Raw genomic sequence first — 22,937 nt, 5'->3', positions numbered from 1 at the left:
GACCACACAGGGCTTCTGGTGGGCTAGAAAACCCAGTCGCCGGCCGCGCGCCGGTCGGTGGCCGCGATGTCGTCGGCGCCGTCCCGGACGGCGTTGCCGAGGCTGTGCAGAATCTCGTTGAGGGCGGCCGCCGACTGGTTCCAGCGGGCCTGCTCGGCCTGGAAGGCCTCGGCGGCTTCGCGGGTCCACGTCTGTTGCAGTGGCGCGACCAATTGCCGAAGTTCTTCCAGCGACGTGTTCATCCGTGCCGACGTGGCATGGATTTGTTGGCGGACGGTGAATTCGATCTCGCCGAAGTGGTAGGACAGCGCCGATTGCATTTGTCTTGTCCCGTCAGATCGTGTGGCCGGTAGCGCCGATGCGCTGGGCGTGCGTGTCGGACGCCTGGCTCAGCACCGCGGCATTCGATCGGATGGTCTCGGCGATACGTTGAAGCGACGCATGCAGTTTCATCGACTCACCGTTCCACCGATTCACCACGTCCTGGAATCGGGTCGCCGCGACACCGCCCCACACCGTCGGCGGGATGGCCGTCATCTGGCCGATGAAGTTGCCGAGCATGGCCCGAATCTCCTCGTTGCGCACCTCGACCTTGCCTGCGATACCCGTCATCAGATCGAAATCCGTAGTCAGGGTGCCACTTTGCGGAGCTGTCATGATTTCCTCTCCATTGGGTTTGATTGTTTAGACGTTTCCAGGGAACATTCGGTTCCATTGCCGCCCAAGTTTTTTCAATCGGTTCGGCGTGCAGAGCGGATGGCGGTGTCACAGGCTGCGCGGACCGACGCGCCCTGGCATCCCACGGCGATGCGCACCGGGCCATCGAGCACCACAGTCCACTCGACGACCCGCCTGCCCCGCACCTCGCGGTACCGCACGGCCGCGCGTCCGGCACTGACACCGACGTCCTCGAAGTCGAGGATGACGCCGCCCGGCAGCTTCGTCGCCGCCGCTCGCAACGACCGTGCGGCCACGTCCAGCGTCTGGTCCGGCGCCACCACCGATTGAGTGAGGTGAATGATCTGGCCGCGATCATCGGGCGAAATGATCTGCAGCCGAGCCGATCCCGTGCCCGTCAGCGTCCGCTCGACCGGCCAGCGTGCCGGGACCTGTACCGCGATACGGCCTTCCACGAGCCACGTGAGGTCCGGATCTACGGCGGTGACGACTGCCGCCGGGGTGTCCCGGCTCGACAGCCCCAGTCCCACGGCACAGACGACCGCGATGGTGGCCGTGGCGACAATTGCGATGCGACCCCGCACAGAGCGCGATCCGGCTGCAGCGGGAGTGCGGTCCGGATCGCGATGGTCGAGCAAGTCGTCGCAACTCAATATCTGAGCGGTGACGCCTTGATCCTGCAGCAGCGCCCGTATTTCAGCGGCCAGGGCCGCGGCACCGGGGACGCCGATCGGCGCGTCGATCACCACAGGTGTGCCCCACGCAGTTCGGGCAATGACGGCCTCTGCGGTGGCGCCGTCGGTGCGTCGCACGACGGACGAGGCGGTTCCTGGCCGGGAGATCGTCACGAGGTCCTCCCCCAGTTCGACCACCGCGCAATCGGATTCGCCGGTGGCCGCACGGAGCGCCTCGGTCCGGTGCTGGATGACGACGCGCGAGCCGCCGGCGTGGGCAGCGGTGCGTATCCGGTCGACCCTCGACGCCGACCACCAGGTCGGGCACACCACCGTGACGGCTGGTGCGGCACCGATCGCCGCGGTCATCGCCTCGTGCCAGATGCGTTCGGCGGGAAGGACTGCCGCATCCAGGAGACCCAATTGCTCGTCGATGCACTCCAATGCGGACGTAACAAGTTCGGCGTCGATATCCCCCGGTCCGATGATGGTCGCCGGCCCCACCACCACGGCCGTCATGGCGGATCGGTCCAACCGATTTGGACCAGCTGATCGGGCCGCCCACGACGCGTCACGACGGCCCGGCCGGGCGGGAGCGTCATCGGGCGCGCGGTGCCCAGCAGCGGCCCTTCCTCGGGACTGGTGCTCATGATGATGCCGGTGGCGCCCAGGTCACGCATGCGCGACAGGAGCGGGTCGAACATGGCGCGCGCGGCCCCGCCGGAGCGGCGTGCGACCACCACGTGGAGTCCGATGTCCGATGCGTGCGGCAGCAGGTCGAGCAAGGGGCTCAACGGATTTCCCGCCGCACTCGCGACCAGGTCGTAGTCGTCGACTACGACGTGGATTTCGGGACCGGACCACCAGGATCGGTCCCGCAGTTGCTGCTGAGTGATGCCGGGTCCCGGCAGCCGAGCGGTGAGCAGTGACAGCGCGGCCGCCAGTTCTGCGGCCGCCGTGACAGCCGACATCGCATAGCCGAACAGATGCGGCGGCTCCACCACGCCCAGCAGCGATCGCCGGAAGTCCACGATCAGCAGCTGGGCCCGATCCGGATCCGTCTGTCCGATGATCGCGTGGCACAGCGTCCGCAGCGCGGATGTCTTGCCGCAACCTGTGTCGCCCAACAGGATCAGATACGGATCGTCGTCCAAATCGACTGCGAACGGTTGCAGTTCCTCCTCGGCCACTCCGACGACGTACCGCGGCGGCGCTTCCGCGGCGGCCACCAGCTCCGCGTAGTCGACATGCTGTGGAAGCAGTTCGATGACCGGCGCGGGACCCGAGGGATCGGTCGCCATCCGGTCGAGCTGCGGCAGCGCGACCACGAACTCCTTCCCGTCTCTGGTGAGGCCGCGACCGGGTGGGCACGTGCTGAGCAGCTGGGCACGACGACGGTCCATTTCGGACTCCGTCGGGTTACCGAGCCGCAACTCGATCCGGGTGCCGATGTGGTCTTTCAGCATGGGGCGCAGCTCAGCCCACCGACTGGCCGTGAGCACCACGTGGACGCCGACCGACAGCCCCTGCGCCACCACTGCGGTGATGGTGTCCTCGAGCGCATCGAAGTCGCGGCGCAGCACTGCCCAGCCGTCCACCGCCAACACGACCTCACCGTAGTCATCCGGAAAAGGCACCCCAGGTCCGTGCTGCTGCCGAAAGTCCTGGCGACCGCGGCACAGGGTGAACAGTTGAGACGCGATGCGCCGCAGTAATTCTGGCTCGTTCCGGCCGGCGACGGCGCCGACCTGAGGATGCCGCCGCAACGCCGTCAGCGCACCGTCACCCAGATCCAGGCCGTAGACGCTGAGCCGTGGTGTTGCTGCGGACAGGCCGAGCACCACTGCCTGCAGCGCAGTCGATTTTCCTGAGCGCGGGCCGCCGACGATCGCCACATGTCCACCGGAGCCACTGAGGTCGACCATCAGCGGCTCGCGGCGCTGCTGAAATGGGTTGTCCACCAGACCGATAGGGACACGCAACGGTTGGTCCGCGCCGGCCGCCAGTAGCTCGGACAATGCGGGCGAACCCGCCAGCGGTGGCAGCCAGACCTGATGGGCTTTCGCGCCGAGCCCGGTCAACCGGTCCAAGGTCATGTCCATCAGGGTCGGGCCGGCCGACGGCTCCGGCGTCACCGCCGGGACTGCGACGGTGAACAGTCCGGGCACCGGATCGTCGTTCTCGCTCGATGGGGCCGGCCCGGAGACGAACGCCGACTGAAATCGCAACAGCTTTCCGTCCGCTGTCCGCAGCAAGCCGGCACCCGGTGTAGCGGGCAACTCATGCGCGTCGGTGACCCCGACGACCGCACGGGACTCGGCCGCCGAGAAGGTCTTGAGGCAGACCCGGTACGAGAGGTGGGTATCCAATCCACGCAGGCGGCCTTCGTCCAGTCGCTGGCTGGCCAGCAGCAGATGAATGCCCAGTGATCGGCCGAGTCGTCCGATGGCGACGAACAACTCCGCGAAATCCGGATGCTGGCTGAGCAATTCGGAGAACTCGTCGACCACGATGAACAACGCAGGCAGCGGTGCCAGGTCGGCACCCGCCGCGCGGGCCCGGCGGTAGTCGCCGATGCCGGACAGGTTCCCGGCCGCCCGCATCAGCCCTTGGCGCCGGGTCAGCTCGCCGGCGAGGGCGTCGTGCATCCGGGCGACCAGATGTGCCTCTTGCGCCAGATTGGTGATGACCGCCGCGACGTGGTTCACCTTTTCAAAACCGAGAAATGTTGCGCCGCCTTTGAAGTCGACGAGGATCAGGTTCAGCTCGTCGGGCGAGTGCGTGCTGATCAGCCCCAACGTCAGCGTCCGCAACAGTTCGGATTTCCCGGAACCCGTTGCGCCGATACACAAGCCGTGTGGACCCATGCCGTGCTCGGCCGGCTCTTTGAGGTCGAGTTCGACCGCCGTCCCGGTGTCGTCGGTGCCGATCGGCACGCGCAGACGTTGCCGGGCCGGCCGGCGCGACCACGCGGGCGCCCAATCATGTGGCCGCCGCATAATGTCCGCACTGCCGGCCAGTTTGTAGCGCGCCAGTCTGCGTGCACAGGTCTCCGCTTGTGCTGCCGTCAGCGTGTCGGCGGTCGAGCAGGGCGGGAGCATCGACGCTGAGCCCAAGCCACCGACCACCAGCAGCGTCACCGCCGCCGTGTCCTCGAACCGCACGGCCAGGGCGGCATCCACCAGCACCACCAGGTGGCAACCAGCGATGGCAGACACTGCGCCAAGTTCCGGGAAGCGCAGCGGCACCCCACCGATGACGCCCGAACGGTAATGGTGCGGTAGCCATTTCAGCCAGTCCCACTCGCCCGATCGGGTGACCGCGGCGATCTTCACCTGATCAGGTCCGTGCCACAACGCCAGTTGACAGGCCATGGCGCGTACCCGTCCCGGGGCATCGCCGCCGCCGATGTCGATACACCGATACCGGTTCACGGCGACGGTCACGGGGACATCGGGGACCGTGGCGGCGGTGCGCAGCAGCCGATCGAATGCCGAGGCGGTCAACGGGTCGGCGACTCCGTCATCGACGGGTTGTGTCGGGACCAGCGTGGTGCGGGGCGGACGCTCGCCGATGCCTACGCGGATCTCCGTGAAATCGTCGTCGTTCCAACCGCGTTGCCACATCCGTTTGGTGCCGGCCACGGTCCACAGCGCGCCAGGCGGTGGATGGTTGTGATGCAGCCAACGATGCTGTTCGGCGGCAGTGCGGCCCGCGCATTCACCGATCGCGTCCAGATACACCAGGTACTCACGACGATCGGCATCGATCTCACCGGCCCGGCGCGCACCGCGCGACCCGAGAACGGTGCTACCGATCATCGACAGCACCATCATGGCCGGGAAGAGCAGGAACATCGGGTTCCGTCCCGCCACCGACCCCGACCGGAAGTAGAACACCATCATCCCGGCCGTTGCCAACAGCATCAGCACGGGTGCGAGGCGGGTGACGACGTTGCCCGGCGACAGCCGCGGCACCTGCGGTGGCGTGCGGACCTCGACGTCTCCCTCCGCCGGTTCGGCTGCGGGAGATCGCGCGACTCTGGTGAATTCCATCGAACTATCAGACGTACGCGGACGCTGTTCGGTTCCATCGATTTTCGTGTCGGGCAGGGGTTCGATGGGCGGTTACCGTGAGATCGGGCATGTCGATCCGGGGGGGGTGCGATGTCCGAGTCTCTTTGTCGGCTTTCGGTGCGATTCCACGGCGAACGCACCAGCGAGACGACCGATCTGGTCTTGCCGGCGGGTGCCGCGGTGGACTCGCTACTACCTGACATCGTGGCGCTGGCTCATCCGCAGGAGTCGCCCGATGGCGTGAGCTGGTGCCTGGACCGGGCTGCCGGCGACCCGATCGACGGCTCATTGTCGTTGAGACAAAACGGCGTTCACGACGGCGACGTGCTGCAACTGCTGCGCAGCACGACCCCGGAACTCGGCGTGCTGCGGACTCACACGGCGAAGATGGCCGCCGACCACGCCCCTGCTGGTCCGACCGCTCATCTGGTCGGGCCCGTACTCGGGGTGTGGGCAGTGAGCGTCGCCGCCGTGATCTTGATCTGGTCCGCCATGCACGGTGATCAACCCACAGCATCCGTGGTCAGCTGTGGTGGCGCGCTGGCCGCGCTGACGGTGGCGTGGCGGTCCGGCCGTGGGCAGTGGCCGGTCGCTGCCGTGATACTCGCTTTCGCGGCCGGGTTCTCGGCCGTTCCGGACGGACCGGCGGCTCCGAATGTCCTCCTCGGTTCCGCGGCGGCATTCGCGGTGGCCCTCGTCCTGCTGCGAATCGGCGCACATCGCGTATCTATTGCGGCCGCTTCGTTTTCGGCGCCGATGATCGTGGCGACGGCGGCGGCGAGCGTCTGGTCGCTACCGATGACCAGTACCAGCGTGGCCATGACCGCGGTGGCTTTTGTTGTGCTGTCGGCCGCACCGCGGTGCGGCGTCACCGTCGCCGGACTCACGCCGCGTTCGGCGACGGTGGCCGACAGCGATGCTGAGCAGGTCGCACGTGCGCATCTGGTGCTCACGGCGTTGGTGATCGGTGCGGCTGCGGCCGCGGCGATCGGCGCGATCGCGGTGACGGTGGCCGCCGTGCACCGGCCCAGCACCGCGACGTTGGTGTTCAGCTGGGTGGCGGCCGCAGCGATTGCATTGCGAGCGCCGTCCTACCAGCTTCCGGCACGCCGGTGGAGTGTCCTGATCGCGGGAATGATCTGCACCACTGGGGCTTTGGTCGTCACCGTGATGGTGTATCCCGCCTGGTTGGCCTGGCTCGGTGGCGGCGTCATCGCGGTGGTTCTGGGTATCCAGCGGATCGGGCCGGTGAGCGCCACGACGGGCCGGCGCCTGGTGTATCTCGAATACGCGATGCTGGTCGCGATGGCTCCGTCGGCACTCTGGGCCGCAGACGTTTTCAGATTGGTACGCGGCGGATGAGACACCGCGATCAGGTGATCGCCGTCGCGTTGACGGTCGCGATGACATCCGCGGCTCCGTGCGCATATGCCATTGCCCCGAAGCCGGTTGATCACGGTCAACTGCCCGCGCCCACGGCACCAGCGCCGCCCGGTAGAACCGAACAGTCGGACCGGTGCTCGACGGCGAAGTCGGTCGACGCACGCCCCGCAGGGCAGCTCGACATGCTCAATCTTGCTGCGGTGTGGCCGCTTTCCCGCGGCAGCGGACAGACGGTAGCGGTGATCGATACGGGTGTGGCTCGGCACCGATTGCTGCCTCATCTGGTCGCGGGCGGTGATTACGTCTCCTCAGGGGACGGTACTGAGGACTGCGACGGCCACGGCACCGCAATCGCCGGCCTGATCGGCGCCACGGCCACCGAACCTGGCACCTTCAGCGGCGTGGCGCCCGATGCGACCATCATGGCGATTCGCCAGTCCAGCAACAAGTTCCGACTTTCCGACGATCATGAGGTATCCGGCGTCGGCGATGTCGAGACACTCGCCCGCGCCGTCCGCTCGGCAGCCGACGCGGGCGCCACCGTCATCAACATTTCGTCCGTGGCCTGCATGCCCGCCGCAGACCCGCTCGACGACCGGTCGCTGGGTGCCGCACTGGCCTACGCCGTCGATGTCCGCAATGTCGTGGTGGTCGCCGCAGCCGGTAACGCCAGTGGTGAATGCGCACAACAGAATCCACCGTCCGACCCCAAACGTCCGGGCACGCCGGACTGGGACACCGTGCACACCGTGGTCAGCCCCGCGTGGTACGACGACTACGTGCTGACCGTCGGCTCGGTCAGCACGACCGGTGCGCCATCACAATTCAGCCTGGCCGGACCCTGGGTCGACGTCGCCGCGCCGGGCGAATCGGTGGTGTCGCTGAGCGCGCAGGGCGACGGTCTCGTCGACAGCCGGCCAGACTCCCGCCCGCTGTCCGGAACCAGCTACGCCGCACCCGTCGTCAGTGGTGTTGTGGCCCTGGTGCGTTCGCGACAACCGCAACTGTCTGCCCGGCAGGTGATGGCCCGCATCAAGGACACGGCGCGCCATCCCACCGACGGCTGGAACGCACAGGTCGGACGCGGTGTGGTCGACCCGTTGGCCGCGGTCAGCGGCGGTACGCCGGCACCTGCCCCCGCGCGGGTCGCCGCCGCACAGGCACCACCTGCGTCCGGTCCCGACCATCGGCCGTCGCGCCGAATTGCCTTTCTCGGCACCGCCATCTGCATCGCGGTGGCCGCCGTCGCCGTGACCGGGCGCCGGCGGCCACGGCGCTAGCTGGTCGAACGCATCGCGGGCTCGGGCGCCGGCTCCGCGGCCAACGACGATTCGCGGGTCTGCCTGCGGGCGATGCGGGCCGGGCCTGCGGCATACCACGCGGCCGCGGCGAGCAGCACCGCCAGGAAAATCCACGGGATCACGTCTGCTGGCCAGTCCGGGATCGGATACACGTTGCGGTAAAAGACGTACGCAAGGCAGGCCGTGACGGTCAGCCCAATGATGGCGGCGACGCCAACGCTGGTCTGTGGCGCCAAGCGCCGCACCAGAATCGGGATACCCAAACCCATCAGCATGTAGGCAATCATGTAGCCGAAGGTTCCCATGGTTCCGGTGTAGGAATACACATCGAGCTCGTTGATTCCGCTTACTCCCAAGCCGAGTGCCGCGATCAGTGCGGCCACACTGAGCAAGATGATCGCAATATGCGGGGTCTTACGGATGGGATGCGTCGCGGCGAGCTTGCTGTGCACCAACTGCGACTCACCCATCGATCGCAGTACCCGACTGGCCGCTGTCAGTGAGCCAGCCACACAGGCGAAGTTGGAGGCCACCGCACCCAGATCGATGGCCAGACCAAGCCAGTGCACGCCAAGGCCGTCGGCCAATGTGTTCAAAGGCGTTGCGTCGGCAGCCAGATTGTCGGCACCACCGAATCCGACGATCTGCGCGTAAGACCCATACAGGTAGAGCGCACCGGCCAGTAGCGCACTGCCCGTGACTGCCCGCGGGATTGTCCGTTGTGGGTCTTTCGCCTCGACGGACAAACAAGCGGCAGACTCGAACCCGACGAAACCCAGGGTTGCCAGTACCATGCCGCTGACCACCTGTTGCATCGTAATTCCGGTGGGCATCAGCGGCGCGAGACTGAACCCGTGCCGAAGCAAAACCATGGTGAGCACCACCAGAATTGCTCCGATAGAGAGCACCTCGAGCACCACACCGGTCCATGCCGAGATCCGGACGCCGCGGATCATCATCCAAGCCGCGCAAAGCACACACACGATTTCCAAGACCACTGTGACCGAAATCGAAGTAGCGGGCACTCCGGCGCTCGCCGGTGGAGCTACTCCGAGAAGGGGTTTGGCGTACTGCGAGAATTGGGCGACGCAGCCGACGGAGATGAGCAGGTACCCGAAGGCGAGACCGGTCGACCCGACGAACCCGACCGCTCTACCGAACGCGGCAGTGATATGTGAGAGCAGGTCTTCGCCCGGCCGCAACCTCGCGGCCCGGGATACGCACCAGCCCACCAAGAGCAGCACACACAAGGAGATGGCGTAGGAATACAAGGTTCCTGCGCTCGCACTGGCAGCCACAAGGGTTGCGCCAGAAACCATTACCGCGCTTGGTGCGATGCCGGCGGTCGACTGTGCGACAAGCTCGACACCGCTCATGCTGGCGGCCGCAAGTCCGGTATCTGCATTCTGCTGAGAATCTCTGAGTTCCTCGAGCCGCTCGACATTGGATATAGACGGCATTGATCGGCCTCCTCAATGGTGATTGGTCGGTCCACGAACACGGCGCGGACCGCATGCCGGCTACGGTGCCGACGGCTGATGTGTGTACAGGGCGAAGTGGCCCAGCGGGACAACCGCTTTCGCTCTACTAATACCCACCGACAACTTTAGGGTCGGGTTGTTACCAGCAGTTACGACGAGTGTTAAATGTGCTAACAAGACCGCTGTGTTATTCGTGGCATTCGTCACAGAAGTCGGTCATGTTTGGCCATCGTTGAGCGCGTTCGTGATTACCTTCGCCCGCCGCATATCGGGAAGCGAAACAATCTAGCCGAAGATTCCGCTCATATGGTTAGTCTGACGCTGGGTCGAGCAGAATTGGACATCCGAGATCGGTGTCGAGTAAATACGTGTCCGCGCCGAGACTGCGCACGTTTCCCACGAATATTGACAAGGCGCCCATCGCCTAGTTCTGGATTCAGCGAGCTGGCCGTCGACGAGGGACCGCAGGGCGGAATAGTGTTGCGGCGCATCTATATCTGGACACGACGCGTCGACTTCTGCACCTTCGGAAACACTTTATGACGAGCAGGCCGGGCGCAACGTTGTTGACGTTGATTCCGCGGACTCCGAATTCCTCGGGTGCTGCACGAGTGAAGTGCTCCCCAAGGCTTTCGACGCCTCGGGTTGGCGTCGACGATCGCGCGGATTACTGCCTGTTGGCGAAAATAATTCGATGCCAGTCTTTTTCGGCAACCGAGGTGATATCGCTCATCACGTGTTTGATGGTGAGGTATTCCTCGAACGAATATGCGCTCATATCTTTGCCGAACCCGGAGGCACCGAAACCGCCATGTGGCATTTCGGAAATGATCGGGATGTGATCATTGATCCACACACAGCCGGCCTGGATTTCGCGCGCTGCCCGCTGGGCCCGGTATACGTCGCGAGTCCATACCGAGGCCGCCAGCCCGTACTCGGTGTCGTTGGCCTGCCGCAGTGCGTCATCGTCGTCAATGAAGGGCCGCACGGTCAGCACAGGACCGAAAATCTCATCGCGGTAGATCTCGGAGTCTTCCGCGACATCGGCAATCAGTGTCGGCGGGTAGAACGTGCCGGAACCCTCGGGCATTGTTCCGCCCGTCACGATCCGCCCGCCTTGCTGCTGCGCCCGCTCCACCATGCCGGCGATCTTGGTCCGGTGTGGCGTCGAGATCACCGGCCCCAGATCGGTATTCGGGTCATGCGGGTCTCCGGTGACGACCTTGCCGAACAGTTCGGCAACTCCGGCCACGAAGTCGTCGTACAAAGGTTGCGCCACGATGGCGCGGGTCGCCGCGGTGCAATCCTGGCCGGTGTTGATCAGGGATGCCGCCACCGCGCCATGGATCGCGGCATCCAAGTCCGCGTCATCGAAGACCACGAACGGAGCTTTGCCGCCAAGTTCGAGCTGAGTGCGGTGGCCGTGAACCGCCGCTGCTGCCATCACTCGTCGCCCGACTGCCGTCGAGCCGGTGAACGTCACCATGTCGACGTCACGATGCCCGGCAAGGGCTGCGCCGACGTCGGCGCCCAGCCCGGTCACAACATTAAACACGCCTTCGGGCAGCCCCGCTTCGCCGGCCAATCGGGCCAGCGTGAGCGTGGTCAGCGGGGTGATCTCAGCGGGCTTGATCACGACGGCACAACCAGCTGCCAACGCGGGCAGTACCTTCCAGACCGCCATCTGCAGCGGGTAGTTCCACGGCGTGATGGTGGCGACCACTCCGACCGCCTCACGCCGGATGCTTGACGTGTGATCGGCCGAGTACTCGGCAGTGGCCTTGCCCTCGAGGTGTCGGGCGGCACCGGCAAAAAAGTCGATGTTGTCAATGCTGCCGGGAACGTCGAAGTTTGTCGCTAGCCGAACCGGTTTACCGGTCTGGCTCACCTCCTGATCGACGAGCTCGTCGGCGTTCTCGACGGCCAGTCGGGCCAACTGCGCCAGAACCGTGGCTCGCTCGGCCGGAGTTGCCCGGGCCCAGCTCGGCTGCGCGGCGCGGGCCGCGGCTACTGCAGCGTCCACATCGGCCGGCGTCGCCAGCGCATATGACGCCACGACAGCACCCGTCGCCGGATTGATGATCTCGAACGGCCTCCCGGCCGTTGTCACGATCTTTCCGTTGATGAAGCTACCTGCGACGACCTGGCCTCGACCTGCGCTCACGATCTTGCACGCTACCTCAACCAGACTACGGATTCCACTCGAAATTTCACCACCTACAACTGATTCCGTCGTAGATATTGCATCAGGCGACGGAATCCGTGCACAATCGAGGCCATGGCCATCTCAGATGCACCGCCCGATGCCGCTGCGATGACTGCGCGCAGTAGCCAACCGAGGGGCGGCACCGCATTCCAGCTCGACGAACTCTCGAAAGAGATCATCGAGCAACTGCAGCAGGATGGCCGGCAGTCCTACGCCGCCATCGGTAAAGCGGTCGAGCTGTCGGAAGCAGCTGTGCGCCAACGGGTCCAGCGCATGATCGACTGCGGCGTCATGCAGATCGTCGCCGTGACGGACCCTGTTCAAATGGGCTTCGGACGCCAGGCCTTGATCGGCGTTCGCTGCACCGGCGATACCACCAAGGTCGCCGACCAACTTGCCGCCATCGCGTCCGTCGACTACGTCGTGCTGACCGCCGGCACCTTCGACATCATCATCGAAGTCGTCTGCGAAGACGACAGCCACCTGCTCGACCTGCTCAACAGCAAGATTCGAGCGGTACCCGGGGTGCTGTCCACCGAAACGCTCGTCTATCTCAAACTCGTCAAACAGCAATACAACTGGGGCACGCGATGACAACAATCAATGCAGCACAAGCACTTTCAACCGACCTGGCGGCCAAGGCCAAGCGGCATCTGTGGGGACATTTCGCCCGTCATGGCACCGATATCGCCCCACCCATCATCACCCGCGGCGAGGGCGTCACCATCTTCGACGACCGGGGCAAGAGCTATATCGACGGGCTTTCAGGCCTGTTCGTCGTGCAGGTCGGGCACGGCCGCGAGGAGCTCGCGGCGGCAGCTGCCCGCCAGGCCGAGCAACTGTCCTTCTTCCCGTTGTGGTCCTACGCAACGCCGCCCGCGATCGAACTGGCCGAGCGCATCGCCAACTATGCGCCGGGCGACCTGAACCGGGTCTTCTTCACCACCGGCGGCGGCGAAGCGGTGGAGAGTGCCTGGAAGCTGGCCAAGCAGTTCTTCAAGTTGACCGGAAAACCCGGTAAACACAAGGTGATTTCGCGTTCCATCGCGTACCACGGAACCCCTCAGGGCGCACTGGCGATCACCGGGATCCCGGCATTCAAGGCGCCATTCGAACCGCTCACCCCCGGCGGCTTTCGCGCACCGAACACCAACTTCTACCGGGCGCCCGATGCCTACGCACACGACCAGGAGGCATTCGGCCGGTACTGCGCCGACCGCATCGCCGAGGCCATCGAATTCGAGGGTCCCGATACCGTTGCCGCAGTATTCCTGGAGCCGGTGCAGAACGCGGGCGGCTGCTTCCCACCACCACCTGGGTACTTTCAGCGAGTCCGTGAGATCTGCGATCGGTACGACGTACTCCTGGTGTCCGACGAGGTGATCTGCGCCTACGGTCGCATCGGCTCGATGTTCGCCTGCGACGATTTCGGCTACATACCCGACATCATCACCAGCGCAAAGGGTTTGACATCCGGCTACTCCCCCATCGGCGCGATGATCGCCAGCGACCGCCTGTTCGAACCGTTCAACGACGGCAAGACGATGTTCGCCCACGGCTATACCTTCGGCGGACACCCGGTGTCGTCCGCGGTGGCGCTGGCCAACCTCGATATCTTCGAGCGCGAGGGCATCAATACTCACGTGAAAGCGAACGCCCCGATATTCAGGGCAACGCTAGAGAAGCTGTACGACCTTCCCATCGTCGGCGATGTCCGCGGTGAGGGATTCTTCTACGGCATCGAACTGGTAAAAGACAAGGCCACCAGGGAGACCTTCAACGCCGAAGAGTCCGAGCGCCTGCTGCGCGGCTTCCTGACCCCCGCACTGTGGGAGGCGGGTCTGTACTGCCGCGCGGACGATCGTGGCGATCCGGTGATCCAGCTGGCTCCGCCGCTGATCAGCGGCCAGAAGGAGTTCGAAGAGATCTATAGCATCCTGCACAACGTCCTCGACGAAGCGGGGCGCCGCCTCTAGAGCCTTGAGGCGGGCCGAGACAGGATTTCGCGGGATCATCGGCCACTACGGCGCCAGTCCGTCCCGCAGCACTTCAGCCGCCGGCACGCTCAATTCAGGTCCTCCGGGCAGCCGGGCCAGCAGCGGCCAAGGTGCGGGCAGCGGTTCACCCTCCACGCCAAGGTATTTCGCCGTGTCGGCGTCGTGGATGCCGTACCGGACGCCGGTATCCGCCACCAGGTACAGCGGGCCGGTCACCGATCCACCGGTAACCCCGGTGGCATGCACGTACGCGTACCGTCCCGGCGGTATTGCCACCGCATCGATATTCGGACCGTCGCCGTCGGCTTGCACCAGTGCGACCTCATGCGCTGCCGGTTTCCCTGGTACGACAGCGGTATCCGCGCGACCCGAAGCCGATTGCCATTGTGCGCAGACCGGGACCTCGCTCGGCAGAGGCGCAAGGGCCTGCTCCGGGAAGCTCGACACCGTAAGGTCGTGGACCGCCGGGATGGCGGCGATGTCCGCCGGTCGCACGGTCCGAAGGTCGCCGTCGGCCACACCGTGGGCGAACCGGATGACGTCGGCCGCAACGTCGCCGACGCGTTGCAGACCGCCGGCGAGAACCACATGGTGCTCCGCGGCATCGGCGCGGTTGACTCGAAGTACCTGTCCGACAAGGAAACCGCCGGGCCCCTTTGTCCCAAGACCCGCGATGCCGGGCGCTGCGATGGCGGGGACTTCGGGCAACAGGTCGAGAAAGGACCGCGACAGCGACCGGGGTGAGACGCCGTCGAGTCGCAGTGCCCGGACCACAGCGAGATCCCGTAGGTCGACTTCGGCGCGCCTGCCGTCGTACACCAGATACGTCGTCGCATGGTGCTCGCCTGCTGCCGTTGCCAGGATCGGCCGCGTCCGCTCATGCCCGCCGGCAACCTGACCGGCTAGCAGTACTGTCCGGCCGCTGTCGCAGATCTGCCACGCTGTCGCGGTGAGCGGTCGGCCCAATTCGGCTGGGGCACCGGGTATTCCGACGAGAGGTCCACGCGGCGCGGCGGCGATCGCGTCAGCATTGACCGGCACCGGGTTGACCGCGGACTTGGCGACGAGCCGCGCCGACGCGAGATTGAGCGCAGGATGCCACGTCGAGCCGATGCGCACGTACAGCGCGCCGGTGTCCCGGACCATGACGATCGGCGCCTCCCCCAGCCCGCCGGCCGGCGAGGCGATCGCGATGACCGCGCACACTGCGACCGCCAGCAATCCGGCGAGCCATCCCGACGCATACGAAATCGATTGCGCGCGAATCGGTTCGTCGACCATCGCGGTATCACCACGCACCAGCGCGTGGATCAGTCGACGCATCTGAAAGCGCCGGCCGCTGGCCTCTAGTTGCGCACCCTGCCCCCGAGCCATGTCCATCCCCCGGCTAGCAGCCTAACCGCGGGCGGACATGCGCCCCGACGCCAATTCTCCCCGGTGATTTGTGCACGATTTTCCGCGACGAGCGCGGAAAATCGTGCACAAATCGCTAGGAGACGTCGACCCAGTCCAGGGTGCGGCCGACGGCCTTCTGCCAGCCTGCGTATCCGGCCGCGCGCTGGCCGTCGTCCCACGACGGTGCCCAGCGTTTGTGCTCCTGCCAGTTGGCGCGCAGCTCGTCGGGGTTCGACCAGAACCCGACCCCGAGCCCGGCCGCGTAGGCCGCACCGAGCGCAGTGGTCTCGGCGACAACGGGTTTCACCACCTCGACGCCCAGCACGTCGGCCTGAATCTGCATGCACAGTTCGTTGGCGGTGATGCCGCCGTCGACCTTGAGCACCTCCAGGTGCACACCGGAGTCTGCGGCCATGGCGTCGACCACATCGCGGCTCTGGTAGCAGATGGCCTCCAGTGTGGCCCGCGCCAGGTGGGCGTTGGTGTTGAACCGCGACAGCCCGACGATGGCCCCACGCGCATCCGAACGCCAGTACGGCGCAAAGAGTCCCGAGAACGCCGGCACGAAGTACACGCCGCCGTTGTCCTCGACCTGGCGAGCCAGCGTCTCACTGTCAGAAGCGCCGGCGATGATGCCCAGCTGATCCCGCAGCCACTGCACGGCCGAACCGGTGACGGCGATCGAACCCTCCAGTGCGTAAACCGGTTTCGCGTCACCGAAGCGGTAACACACCGTGGTCAGCAGCCCGTGCTCCGAACGCACGATCTTCTCGCCGGTGTTGAGCAACAGGAAATTGCCTGTGCCGTAGGTGTTCTTGGCCTCCCCCGCCGACAGACACACCTGGCCGACCATGGCGGCCTGCTGGTCGCCGAGGATGCCGGTGACCGGCACCGGCGCGCCCAGCGGACCGTCGGCCGCGGTCAGACCGTAGGGCTCGGATACCGACGACGATGCGATGGTCGGCAGCATCTGGCGCGGAATCCCGAAGAACGACAACAGTTCGTCGTCCCAGTCGAGGGTCTCCAGGTTCATCAGCATGGTGCGGCTGGCGTTGGTGACGTCGGTGACGTGCACGCCGCCGCGGGTGCCGCCGGTCAGGTTCCACAGCACCCAGGTGTCGCAGGTGCCGAAGATCGCGTCACCGCGTTCGGCGGCTTCGCGCACACCGTCGACGTTCTCGAGGATCCACTGAATCTTGCCGCCGGAGAAGTACGTCGCCGGCGGCAGACCGGCCTTGCGGCGGATGACATCGCCATGGCCCTCGCGTTCCAGCGCCGACGCGATGCGGTCGGTGCGGGTGTCCTGCCACACGATCGCGTGGTAGTACGGGCGCCCGGTGTGCTTGTCCCACACCATCGTGGTCTCACGCTGATTGGTGATCCCGAGCGCGACCAGATCGGACGCCGCCAGCCGCGTCTTGTTCAGCGCGGTCTGCAGCACCGAACCGGTGCGCTCCCAAATCTCGACGGGATTGTGCTCGACCCAGCCGGCCCGCGGCAGGATCTGCTCGTGTTCGAGCTGGTGGCGTCCGACCTCACGACCTGAGTGATCGAAGATCATCGCCCGGGTGCTGGTGGTGCCCTGGTCGATGGCCGCTACGAATTCGGCCAATGGCCCGTCCTTCCGCTCAAACACTGCATCCGCTGTCGGTCATCACGGTAGGAGACGGACGCGCGTGACGCGATGCATTGCGGCAACCAAGACAGGGCGCGTCGGACGTCCGGGCGTCAGTTCTCGCGCGCGCGGCGTTCGCGGTACGCCGCGACGTGCTGGCGGTTTCCGCAGTTGCCGGTGTCGCAGAAGATGCGGGATCGGTTGCGCGACATGTCGATCAGCACGGCGGTGCAGTCCGCTGCCGTGCACGTCTTGAGCCGGCGGAGTTCACCGGCCCGGATGAGGTCGGCGAGGGCCATCGCCATCTCGGCGCCCATGCGCTGCACGAGCGGATCCTGGTCGGCCGCCAGGTGCAGGTGCCATTCCGGCATCTCCGGGTGCCGCGTCAGCCAGGGCATGGCGCGGTTGTCGCTGAGCAGCGCATTGACCTGGCCGACCACCGCCTCCTCGTCGCCCGCCGCGGCCCACAGCGAGCCGAGGCGCGCGCGCAGACCGTGTACCGCCGCCAGCTCGTCGGCGTCGCGGTCGCGGCGCCCGGTCCAGCCGAACTCGTTCAGGTACCCGTCGAGGGCCGCCAGATCGGCCAGCTGATCACCGTCGACGCGGTCACTGTTGACCAATACACATGCCGCGCGCAGCGTGAGCTCCGTGTCATGACTGAAATTCATTTGACTCGTTACACCCACCCTCCGTAGCGTCATGACCAATCTCAACTTCACTCATTACACCATCGGAGGTGGCCCGTGACTGCGTCGAACGGCACCGCAGCCGGTCACTTCCGGACCGGCATGATCTTCGCCGTCACGTCCGCCTTCACCTTCGGGATGGCGGGCGCCCTCGGCAAGTCCCTGATCGAGGCCGGCTGGAGCCCTACCGCGGCAGTGGTCGCCCGGCTGACCGGCGGCGCGCTGGTCATGGCCGTGGTCGCGACCATCCTGCGCCGCGGCTGGGTGCGCGAAGCCCTGAGCCACAAAGGGACGGTCATCGCCTACGGCGCCATCCCGATCGCGGGTGCCCAGCTGTGCTACTTCAACGCCGTCACCTACCTGCCGGTCGGCGTCGCGCTGCTGCTCGAGTACGCCGCACCCCTGCTGGTGGTGGGTTGGGTATGGGCCACGACCCGTCGCCGCCCCAGCACCCTGACCCTGGCCGGCGTCGCGATCGCCATCGCCGGCATCACGCTGGTGCTCGGGCTGATCGGACCCGGCAGTCACGCCGGAGCCCAGATCAGCCTCGCCGGCATCGCCTGGGGCATGGGCGCCGCCGTCTGCGCCGCCTGCTACTTCGTCATGTCCGACAAGGCCAGCGCCGACGGCACCGGCCTGCACTCCATCACCCTGGCCACCGGCGGCCTGATCGTCGGCGCGGTGACGGTGGCACTCCTCGGCGTCTCCGGCATCATGCCGCTCGCCTTCACCGCCCACGACACCACGCTGGCGGGCCTGACCACCTCCTGGCTGGTCCCCGTGATCGCGCTGGCCATCGTGCCGACCGCGATGGCGTACACCTTCGGCATCATGGGCATCGCCCGCCTGCAGCCCCGGTTCGCGTCCCTGGTCGGCCTGTCCGAGGTGATGTTCGCCGTGCTGTCCGCCTGGGCCTTGCTGGGCGAGGCCATCACCGAGATCCAATTGCTGGGCGGTGCGGTGGTGCTGGCGGGCCTGGCGCTCGCCCGCCAGGGTGACCGCGGTGAGGCTAGCTGGCACGACGACTGGCCGGACAGCCCGGAGGGTTTGCCAGCAGGGCAAACGATTGGCCGTAGCTGAGCGCGATATGTGAAGATGGCCCGCGTGACCTTGCTCAGCACGTCGGTCCGCGTGGCCGCGATCGCCGCCGCCGTCATCTCCAGTTCCGCGCTGTTGCCGTCGGCACCGGCCAAGGCAGACCCCTGCCCGAACATCGAGGTGATCTTCGCCCGCGGCACGCACGACGACCCCGGCATGGGCCGCGTCGGCTCGGTACTGGTCGACGCGCTGCAGCCCCTGGTCGGGAGCCGCACCGTCACTGGCTACGCCGTCGACTACCCGGCGTCCTATGACTTCCTCACCGCGCAGGACGGCGCCACAGACGCACAGAACCGCATCGCCCTGATGGCGCAGCAATGCCCCAGCACCAAGATCGTGCTGGGTGGTTACTCGCAGGGCGCCGCAGTGGTCGACATGCTGGCGGGCATTCCGCCGCTCGGCGACCGGATCGGCGAGGTCGGCTCGGCACCGCCGCTGCCCACCGACCTCGCGAGCCGAGTCTCGGCCGCCGCGGTATTCGGGAATCCGTCAGCCAAGTTCAGCCATCCGCTGGATTCGATGGGGCTGTTCTCCAACCGTTCGGTCGACCTGTGCCTGTGGGGCGACCCGATCTGCTCGCGCGGCCGCAACCCGTTCGCGCACTCGCGCTACGAGACATCCGAGTACATCGGACAGGCCGCACAGTTCATCGCATCACGCGTCTGACCGGCGGCTGAGCGCCTGGCGCCGAACCACATCCGGAACCGCGGTTAGGATTCGGTGTGATCATCAGTGCACTGCGCCGCGTCTTCGCCGGCACCGCAACCACCGTAGTCATCGCCGGCGTCACCGTGCTGGCACCGCCATCCCTGGGTGCCGTCGGCGTCGCCGCTGCCGCGAACTGCCCCGACATCGAGGTGACCTTCGCCCGCGGCACAACCGAAGCGCCCGGCCTGGGCAAGGTCGGCGGGGCGTTCGTCAACCAGCTCCGCAACAAGGTCGGCGGCCGGTCCGTCGGGTCCTACGCCGTCGTCTACCCGGCCTCATACGACTTCCTGGCCGCAGCTGACGGCGCCAACGACGCCAGCGCCCACATCCAGTGGATGGCCGACAACTGCCCGGGCACCCGGCAGGTGCTCGGCGGCTACTCGCAGGGCGCGGCCGTCATGGATGTCATCGGCGCCATCCCCGTCCCCGGCGTCGGCTTCAACAACCCGTTGCCGCCCGAAGCCGCCGGCCACGTCGCGGCCATCGCGGTGTTCGGTAACCCGTCCGCCAAGCTGGGCCTGCCGTTGACGGCCAGCCCGGTGTGGGGTGGCAAGGTCATCGACCTGTGCAACCCGGGTGACCCGATCTGCCAGACCGACGGTCAGGTCGTGGACGCGCACAAGACGTACGCGGGTGGCGCGACCAACGACGCGGCCAATTTCGTCGCCGGATTGTTGTAAGGCTGGCATCTTTTCTCGACGAGACCGTCAATTCGTCGAGATACCATCGGATTTGTGATTGGCCGCCGTACGTCTGCTGTGCTGATCACCGCTCTGACTGTCGGCGCCGCGCCAATGTCCGTGTTACTCACGGACATTGGTGTGGCGAACGCCGCCGCCAATTGCTCACCAGCGGAAGTCGTGTTCGCCCGGGGCCGGATGGAACCGCCCGGCCCCGGACAGGTCGGTGCCGCGTTCGTCACCGCGCTGCGCCAGCTCCGCGGCCCGAATATCACTCTGTACTCGGTGAATTACCCGGCGGACACCCAGGTCGACATGGGCGCCAATGACATGAGCCGGCGCGTGCAGTGGCTTGCCCGCAACTGCCCGGCCACCAAGATCGTGCTCGGCGGTTACTCATTGGGCGCTGCCGCCACGGATCTGGTTATCGCGGTGCCCATTTCGGCGTTCACCTACAACAGCCCGTTGCCCCGCGGCACCGATCAGCACATCGCGGCGGTGGCCCTGTTCGGCAACGGCGTCAACTGGGCAGCACCCATCACGGCATTGAGCACGACGTACCAGAACCGCACCATCGACCTCTGCCATTCCGATGACCCGGTCTGCAATCCGAGCAGCCCCTCCAGGTGGCGTGCCGAGTGGCAGGACCACCTCGCGCCCGGGTACATCAAGTCCGGCATGGTGAACCAGGCCGCGAAGTTCGTAGCGGCGCGATTGTGACGCGCGGCTAGACTCCAGCCATGGCCCCCCGCTCCGTCATGAACTCCGTTCGGTCTGCCGTCTCCGTGGTTGGCGCGGCAGCGTCCGTCGCCACTGGGCTGGTGGTGTCGACGACCGCCGCACCGTCAGGATTCATCGGTGCCGCGTCGGCCGACCCCTGCCCGCAGGTCGAGGTGGTCTTCGCCCGCGGCCGCAATGAACGCCCCGGCATCGGCCGGGTGGGAACCGCCTTCGTCGATGCGTTGCGCGCCAAAACACCGCTGAATGTCGGGGTTTATGCGGTGAACTATCCGGCCAATATCGAAATCCCGCAGGGCGCCAACGACATCAGCTCACGCATTCAGGACATGGCGTCGCGGTGTCCCGACACCAGGCTGGTGATCGGCGGGTACTCGCTGGGCGCGGCGTCCGCAACCATGGCGTTGTCCTCGGACAACAAGGGATTCGGGTTCGACAGGCCGCTGCCGCCCGGGATGGACTCTCACATCGCCGCGGTGGCGCTGTTCGGCAACGTCACCCACCGCATGGGTGGCGGCAACATCAGCCCGGTCTACGGGGATCGGACCATCGACCAGTGCAATGGCACCGATCCCGTCTGCATGGACGGACTTCCCCAGACCATCACCCAACTGCAGGCCGATTGGTCAAATCACTTGCAGGACGGTTACATCGGCTCCGGCATGGTCGCCCAGGCGGCCGACTTCGTCGCGGCCCGGCTGGCACCACCGGCTGTACCGGCGCCACCGGCACCGTAGCCGCGACGGTCAGCCGAGGGTGCGCAGGTCGCGGGTGACGGTGATGCGCGACGCCAATTGATCGTCGGGCGGGTAGTCCACCGACACCAGTGTCAGGCCCTGCGCCGGGGCGGCGGTGTACTCGCTGGACCGGCTGTCGGCTGCCAAAAGGCCTGCGATCCAACCGGGTTCACGACGACCCACCCCCACCGCGAGCAACGCACCGACCAGCGAGCGCACCATGTTCCAGCAGAAGGCGTCGGCCGTCACGTAGGCGGTGACCAGATCACCCGAGCGCTGCCATTCCAGCCGTTGCAGGTCCCGGATGGTCGTCGCACCCTCCCGGAATCGGCAGAAGCCCGCAAAATCCTGCAGCCCCAACAACTCCTGCGAAGCCGCCGTCATCGCGTCCAGATCCAACGGTCGCGGCCATGGCGTGATGAAGCGAGCCTGCTGCGGCTCTACCCCGTACGGCGCCAACGACAACCGGTATTCGTAGTGTCGCCGCAACGCGGAGAACCGGGCGTCGAAACCGGGTGCCGCACGGACGATCTGGCGTACCCGCACATCGGCGGGCAGGAACCGCGCAAGCCGGCGCACCAGGGGCAGAAACTCGGGGTCACCATCGCGACGGGTGCGCGGATAGGCGAAACCCAGTGCGGCAGACGGCACATCGACGTGCGCGACCTGACCGGTCGCATGAACTCCGGTGTCGGTACGACCGGCAGTGACCAACCGCACCGGCTCACGGAACACCGTCGACAGCGTCTCCTCGATGACACCGGCGACCGTGCGTTGCCCAACCTGCGGTGCCCAGCCGGCGAATTCGGTGCCGTCGTACGAGATGTCCAGGCGTAAACGAACATGCCCGCCATCGGATTCGATGGCGGGCATGTCGTTCACAACCTGATTAGGACTTGGCCTCATCCTCGGTGGCCTCAGCCTCGGCCTCAGCGGTCTGAGCATCGGCGATGCCCTCGTCGGCAGCCTCGACCTCGGCAACCGGAGCCTCGGCAGCGGCTTCCTCAACCGGAGCCTCGACCGGAGCGGCAGCAGCCTGAGCGGCGGCGGCGCGGCGGGCGCGGTCGGCCTCGGAGACGACGGTCTTCTCCCGGACCAGCTCGATCACGGCCATGGGGGCGTTGTCGCCCTTGCGGTTCTCGACCTTGATGATGCGGGTGTAGCCGCCCTCGCGGTCCGCGAAGTGCGGTGCGATCTCGGCGAACAGGGTGTGCACCACGTCCTTGTCGCGGATCTTCTTCATCACCTCGCGCCGGTTGTGCAGCGCGCCCTTCTTGGCGTGGGTGATGAGCTTCTCGGCGTACGGACGCAACGCCCGGGCCTTGGCATCGGTGGTCTTGATGCGGCCGTGCTCGAACAGCGAGGTGGCCAGGTTGGCCAGGATCGCCTTCTGGTGTGACGACGACCCGCCGAGGCGAGCACCCTTTGTGGGCTTAGGCATTGCAACTTCTCCTAATTGGGGCCGGCCCCCGTATCAGGTAGGG

At 66.5% G+C, this 22,937-nt stretch carries 20 protein-coding genes; 9 read left to right on the top strand and 11 right to left on the bottom strand.

The window, feature by feature from the left end:
* Positions 1–23 precede the first annotated feature (23 nt).
* The 4 genes from A7G45_RS13075 to eccCb all read right to left on the bottom strand — a co-directional run bounded on the left by A7G45_RS13075 (position 24) and on the right by eccCb (position 5,407).
* Positions 24–320, bottom strand: coding sequence for a WXG100 family type VII secretion target (locus tag A7G45_RS13075; RefSeq protein WP_043401937.1), 297 nt, complete (start codon positions 318–320; stop codon positions 24–26).
* A gap of 13 nt (positions 321–333) precedes the next feature.
* Positions 334–657, bottom strand: a complete 324-nt coding sequence (locus A7G45_RS13070; RefSeq protein ID WP_260937555.1) for a WXG100 family type VII secretion target — start codon at positions 655–657, stop codon at positions 334–336.
* Positions 658–731: 74 nt separating this feature from the next.
* The gene (locus A7G45_RS13065; protein WP_260937554.1) at positions 732–1,871 is read right to left on the bottom strand and encodes a type VII secretion-associated protein; all 1,140 of its coding nucleotides are present in this window, start codon (positions 1,869–1,871) and stop codon (positions 732–734) included.
* On the bottom strand, positions 1,868–5,407 hold the full coding sequence (gene eccCb / locus A7G45_RS13060; protein ID WP_260937552.1) for a type VII secretion protein EccCb: 3,540 nt from the start codon (positions 5,405–5,407) through the stop codon (positions 1,868–1,870). The genes A7G45_RS13065 and eccCb overlap by 4 nt, the downstream gene beginning before the upstream one ends.
* 111 nt (positions 5,408–5,518) lie before the next feature.
* Between eccCb and eccD the strand changes: the two genes are divergently transcribed.
* Both eccD and mycP read left to right on the top strand, forming a co-directional pair.
* On the top strand, positions 5,519–6,790 hold the full coding sequence (gene eccD, locus A7G45_RS13055) for a type VII secretion integral membrane protein EccD (RefSeq protein ID WP_260937549.1): 1,272 nt from the start codon (positions 5,519–5,521) through the stop codon (positions 6,788–6,790).
* Positions 6,787–8,091, top strand: a complete 1,305-nt coding sequence (mycP, locus tag A7G45_RS13050; protein WP_260937546.1) for a type VII secretion-associated serine protease mycosin — start codon at positions 6,787–6,789, stop codon at positions 8,089–8,091. The genes eccD and mycP overlap by 4 nt, the downstream gene beginning before the upstream one ends.
* Here mycP and A7G45_RS13045 read toward each other — a convergent pair.
* Positions 8,088–9,488: an APC family permease gene (locus A7G45_RS13045; protein ID WP_260937545.1), complete on the bottom strand. Its 1,401-nt coding sequence runs from the start codon at positions 9,486–9,488 to the stop codon at positions 8,088–8,090. The genes mycP and A7G45_RS13045 overlap by 4 nt on opposite strands.
* 772 nt (positions 9,489–10,260) lie before the next feature.
* Positions 10,261–11,757 carry a gamma-aminobutyraldehyde dehydrogenase gene (locus A7G45_RS13035; protein WP_260937542.1) on the bottom strand — a complete coding sequence of 499 codons (1,497 nt, stop codon included), beginning with the start codon at positions 11,755–11,757 and terminating at the stop codon, positions 10,261–10,263.
* Positions 11,758–11,871: 114 nt separating this feature from the next.
* On the opposite strand from A7G45_RS13035, the gene A7G45_RS13030 reads away from it, so the two are divergent.
* Both A7G45_RS13030 and A7G45_RS13025 read left to right on the top strand, forming a co-directional pair.
* The gene (locus A7G45_RS13030; RefSeq protein WP_377042021.1) at positions 11,872–12,393 is read left to right on the top strand and encodes an Lrp/AsnC family transcriptional regulator; all 522 of its coding nucleotides are present in this window, start codon (positions 11,872–11,874) and stop codon (positions 12,391–12,393) included.
* Positions 12,390–13,775, top strand: coding sequence for an aspartate aminotransferase family protein (locus A7G45_RS13025; protein WP_260937540.1), 1,386 nt, complete (start codon positions 12,390–12,392; stop codon positions 13,773–13,775). Before A7G45_RS13030 ends, A7G45_RS13025 begins: the two co-directional genes overlap by 4 nt.
* Before the next feature lie 45 nt (positions 13,776–13,820).
* On the opposite strand, the gene eccB is transcribed toward A7G45_RS13025, so the two are convergent.
* The 3 genes from eccB to A7G45_RS13010 all read right to left on the bottom strand — a co-directional run bounded on the left by eccB (position 13,821) and on the right by A7G45_RS13010 (position 17,474).
* Positions 13,821–15,170, bottom strand: a complete 1,350-nt coding sequence (gene eccB, locus A7G45_RS13020) for a type VII secretion protein EccB (RefSeq protein WP_260937538.1) — start codon at positions 15,168–15,170, stop codon at positions 13,821–13,823.
* A gap of 115 nt (positions 15,171–15,285) precedes the next feature.
* On the bottom strand, positions 15,286–16,803 hold the full coding sequence (gene glpK / locus A7G45_RS13015; RefSeq protein ID WP_260937536.1) for a glycerol kinase GlpK: 1,518 nt from the start codon (positions 16,801–16,803) through the stop codon (positions 15,286–15,288).
* A gap of 116 nt (positions 16,804–16,919) precedes the next feature.
* Positions 16,920–17,474, bottom strand: coding sequence for a CGNR zinc finger domain-containing protein (locus A7G45_RS13010; RefSeq protein ID WP_260937534.1), 555 nt, complete (start codon positions 17,472–17,474; stop codon positions 16,920–16,922).
* A 120-nt stretch (positions 17,475–17,594) separates the two neighbouring features.
* On the opposite strand from A7G45_RS13010, the gene A7G45_RS13005 reads away from it, so the two are divergent.
* The 5 genes from A7G45_RS13005 to A7G45_RS12985 are packed head-to-tail and all read left to right on the top strand — an operon-like array spanning position 17,595 to position 21,453.
* Positions 17,595–18,572, top strand: coding sequence for an EamA family transporter (locus A7G45_RS13005; protein ID WP_260938157.1), 978 nt, complete (start codon positions 17,595–17,597; stop codon positions 18,570–18,572).
* A 15-nt stretch (positions 18,573–18,587) separates the two neighbouring features.
* Positions 18,588–19,256: a cutinase family protein gene (locus tag A7G45_RS13000; protein ID WP_260937533.1), complete on the top strand. Its 669-nt coding sequence runs from the start codon at positions 18,588–18,590 to the stop codon at positions 19,254–19,256.
* A 56-nt stretch (positions 19,257–19,312) separates the two neighbouring features.
* A complete protein-coding gene (locus A7G45_RS12995; RefSeq protein WP_377042023.1) occupies positions 19,313–19,978 on the top strand; it encodes a cutinase family protein in 666 nt (221 codons plus the stop codon).
* A 54-nt stretch (positions 19,979–20,032) separates the two neighbouring features.
* On the top strand, positions 20,033–20,698 hold the full coding sequence (locus A7G45_RS12990; protein WP_377042024.1) for a cutinase family protein: 666 nt from the start codon (positions 20,033–20,035) through the stop codon (positions 20,696–20,698).
* A gap of 20 nt (positions 20,699–20,718) precedes the next feature.
* Positions 20,719–21,453 carry a cutinase family protein gene (locus A7G45_RS12985; RefSeq protein ID WP_377042025.1) on the top strand — a complete coding sequence of 245 codons (735 nt, stop codon included), beginning with the start codon at positions 20,719–20,721 and terminating at the stop codon, positions 21,451–21,453.
* Positions 21,454–21,462: 9 nt separating this feature from the next.
* On the opposite strand, the gene truA is transcribed toward A7G45_RS12985, so the two are convergent.
* Both truA and rplQ read right to left on the bottom strand, forming a co-directional pair.
* Positions 21,463–22,359, bottom strand: a complete 897-nt coding sequence (gene truA / locus A7G45_RS12980) for a tRNA pseudouridine(38-40) synthase TruA (protein ID WP_377042026.1) — start codon at positions 22,357–22,359, stop codon at positions 21,463–21,465.
* Positions 22,343–22,894, bottom strand: a complete 552-nt coding sequence (rplQ, locus tag A7G45_RS12975; protein ID WP_260937528.1) for a 50S ribosomal protein L17 — start codon at positions 22,892–22,894, stop codon at positions 22,343–22,345. Before rplQ ends, truA begins: the two co-directional genes overlap by 17 nt.
* Positions 22,895–22,937: the final 43 nt, after the last annotated feature.

It is taken from the genome of Mycolicibacterium llatzerense, from assembly GCF_025331195.1.
Lineage (GTDB): Bacteria > Actinomycetota > Actinomycetes > Mycobacteriales > Mycobacteriaceae > Mycobacterium > Mycobacterium llatzerense.
This window is presented reverse-complemented; position numbering and strand designations above follow the sequence as displayed.

Bases quoted from the DNA above. Each gene is read 5' to 3' on its own strand.
- A7G45_RS13075 (WP_043401937.1), bottom strand. From the start codon at position 320: ATGCAATCGGCGCTGTCCTACCACTTCGGCGAGATCGAATTCACCGTC.
- A7G45_RS13070 (WP_260937555.1), bottom strand. From the start codon at position 657: ATGACAGCTCCGCAAAGTGGCACCCTGACTACGGATTTCGATCTGATG.
- A7G45_RS13065 (WP_260937554.1), bottom strand. From the start codon at position 1,871: ATGACGGCCGTGGTGGTGGGGCCGGCGACCATCATCGGACCGGGGGAT.
- eccCb (WP_260937552.1), bottom strand. From the start codon at position 5,407: ATGGAATTCACCAGAGTCGCGCGATCTCCCGCAGCCGAACCGGCGGAG.
- eccD (WP_260937549.1), top strand. From the start codon at position 5,519: ATGTCCGAGTCTCTTTGTCGGCTTTCGGTGCGATTCCACGGCGAACGC.
- mycP (WP_260937546.1), top strand. From the start codon at position 6,787: ATGAGACACCGCGATCAGGTGATCGCCGTCGCGTTGACGGTCGCGATG.
- A7G45_RS13045 (WP_260937545.1), bottom strand. From the start codon at position 9,488: ATGAGCGGTGTCGAGCTTGTCGCACAGTCGACCGCCGGCATCGCACCA.
- A7G45_RS13030 (WP_377042021.1), top strand. From the start codon at position 11,872: ATGGCCATCTCAGATGCACCGCCCGATGCCGCTGCGATGACTGCGCGC.
- A7G45_RS13025 (WP_260937540.1), top strand. From the start codon at position 12,390: ATGACAACAATCAATGCAGCACAAGCACTTTCAACCGACCTGGCGGCC.
- eccB (WP_260937538.1), bottom strand. From the start codon at position 15,170: ATGGCTCGGGGGCAGGGTGCGCAACTAGAGGCCAGCGGCCGGCGCTTT.
- A7G45_RS13010 (WP_260937534.1), bottom strand. From the start codon at position 17,474: ATGAATTTCAGTCATGACACGGAGCTCACGCTGCGCGCGGCATGTGTA.
- A7G45_RS13005 (WP_260938157.1), top strand. From the start codon at position 17,595: ATGATCTTCGCCGTCACGTCCGCCTTCACCTTCGGGATGGCGGGCGCC.
- A7G45_RS13000 (WP_260937533.1), top strand. From the start codon at position 18,588: ATGGCCCGCGTGACCTTGCTCAGCACGTCGGTCCGCGTGGCCGCGATC.
- A7G45_RS12985 (WP_377042025.1), top strand. From the start codon at position 20,719: ATGGCCCCCCGCTCCGTCATGAACTCCGTTCGGTCTGCCGTCTCCGTG.
- truA (WP_377042026.1), bottom strand. From the start codon at position 22,359: ATGAGGCCAAGTCCTAATCAGGTTGTGAACGACATGCCCGCCATCGAA.
- rplQ (WP_260937528.1), bottom strand. From the start codon at position 22,894: ATGCCTAAGCCCACAAAGGGTGCTCGCCTCGGCGGGTCGTCGTCACAC.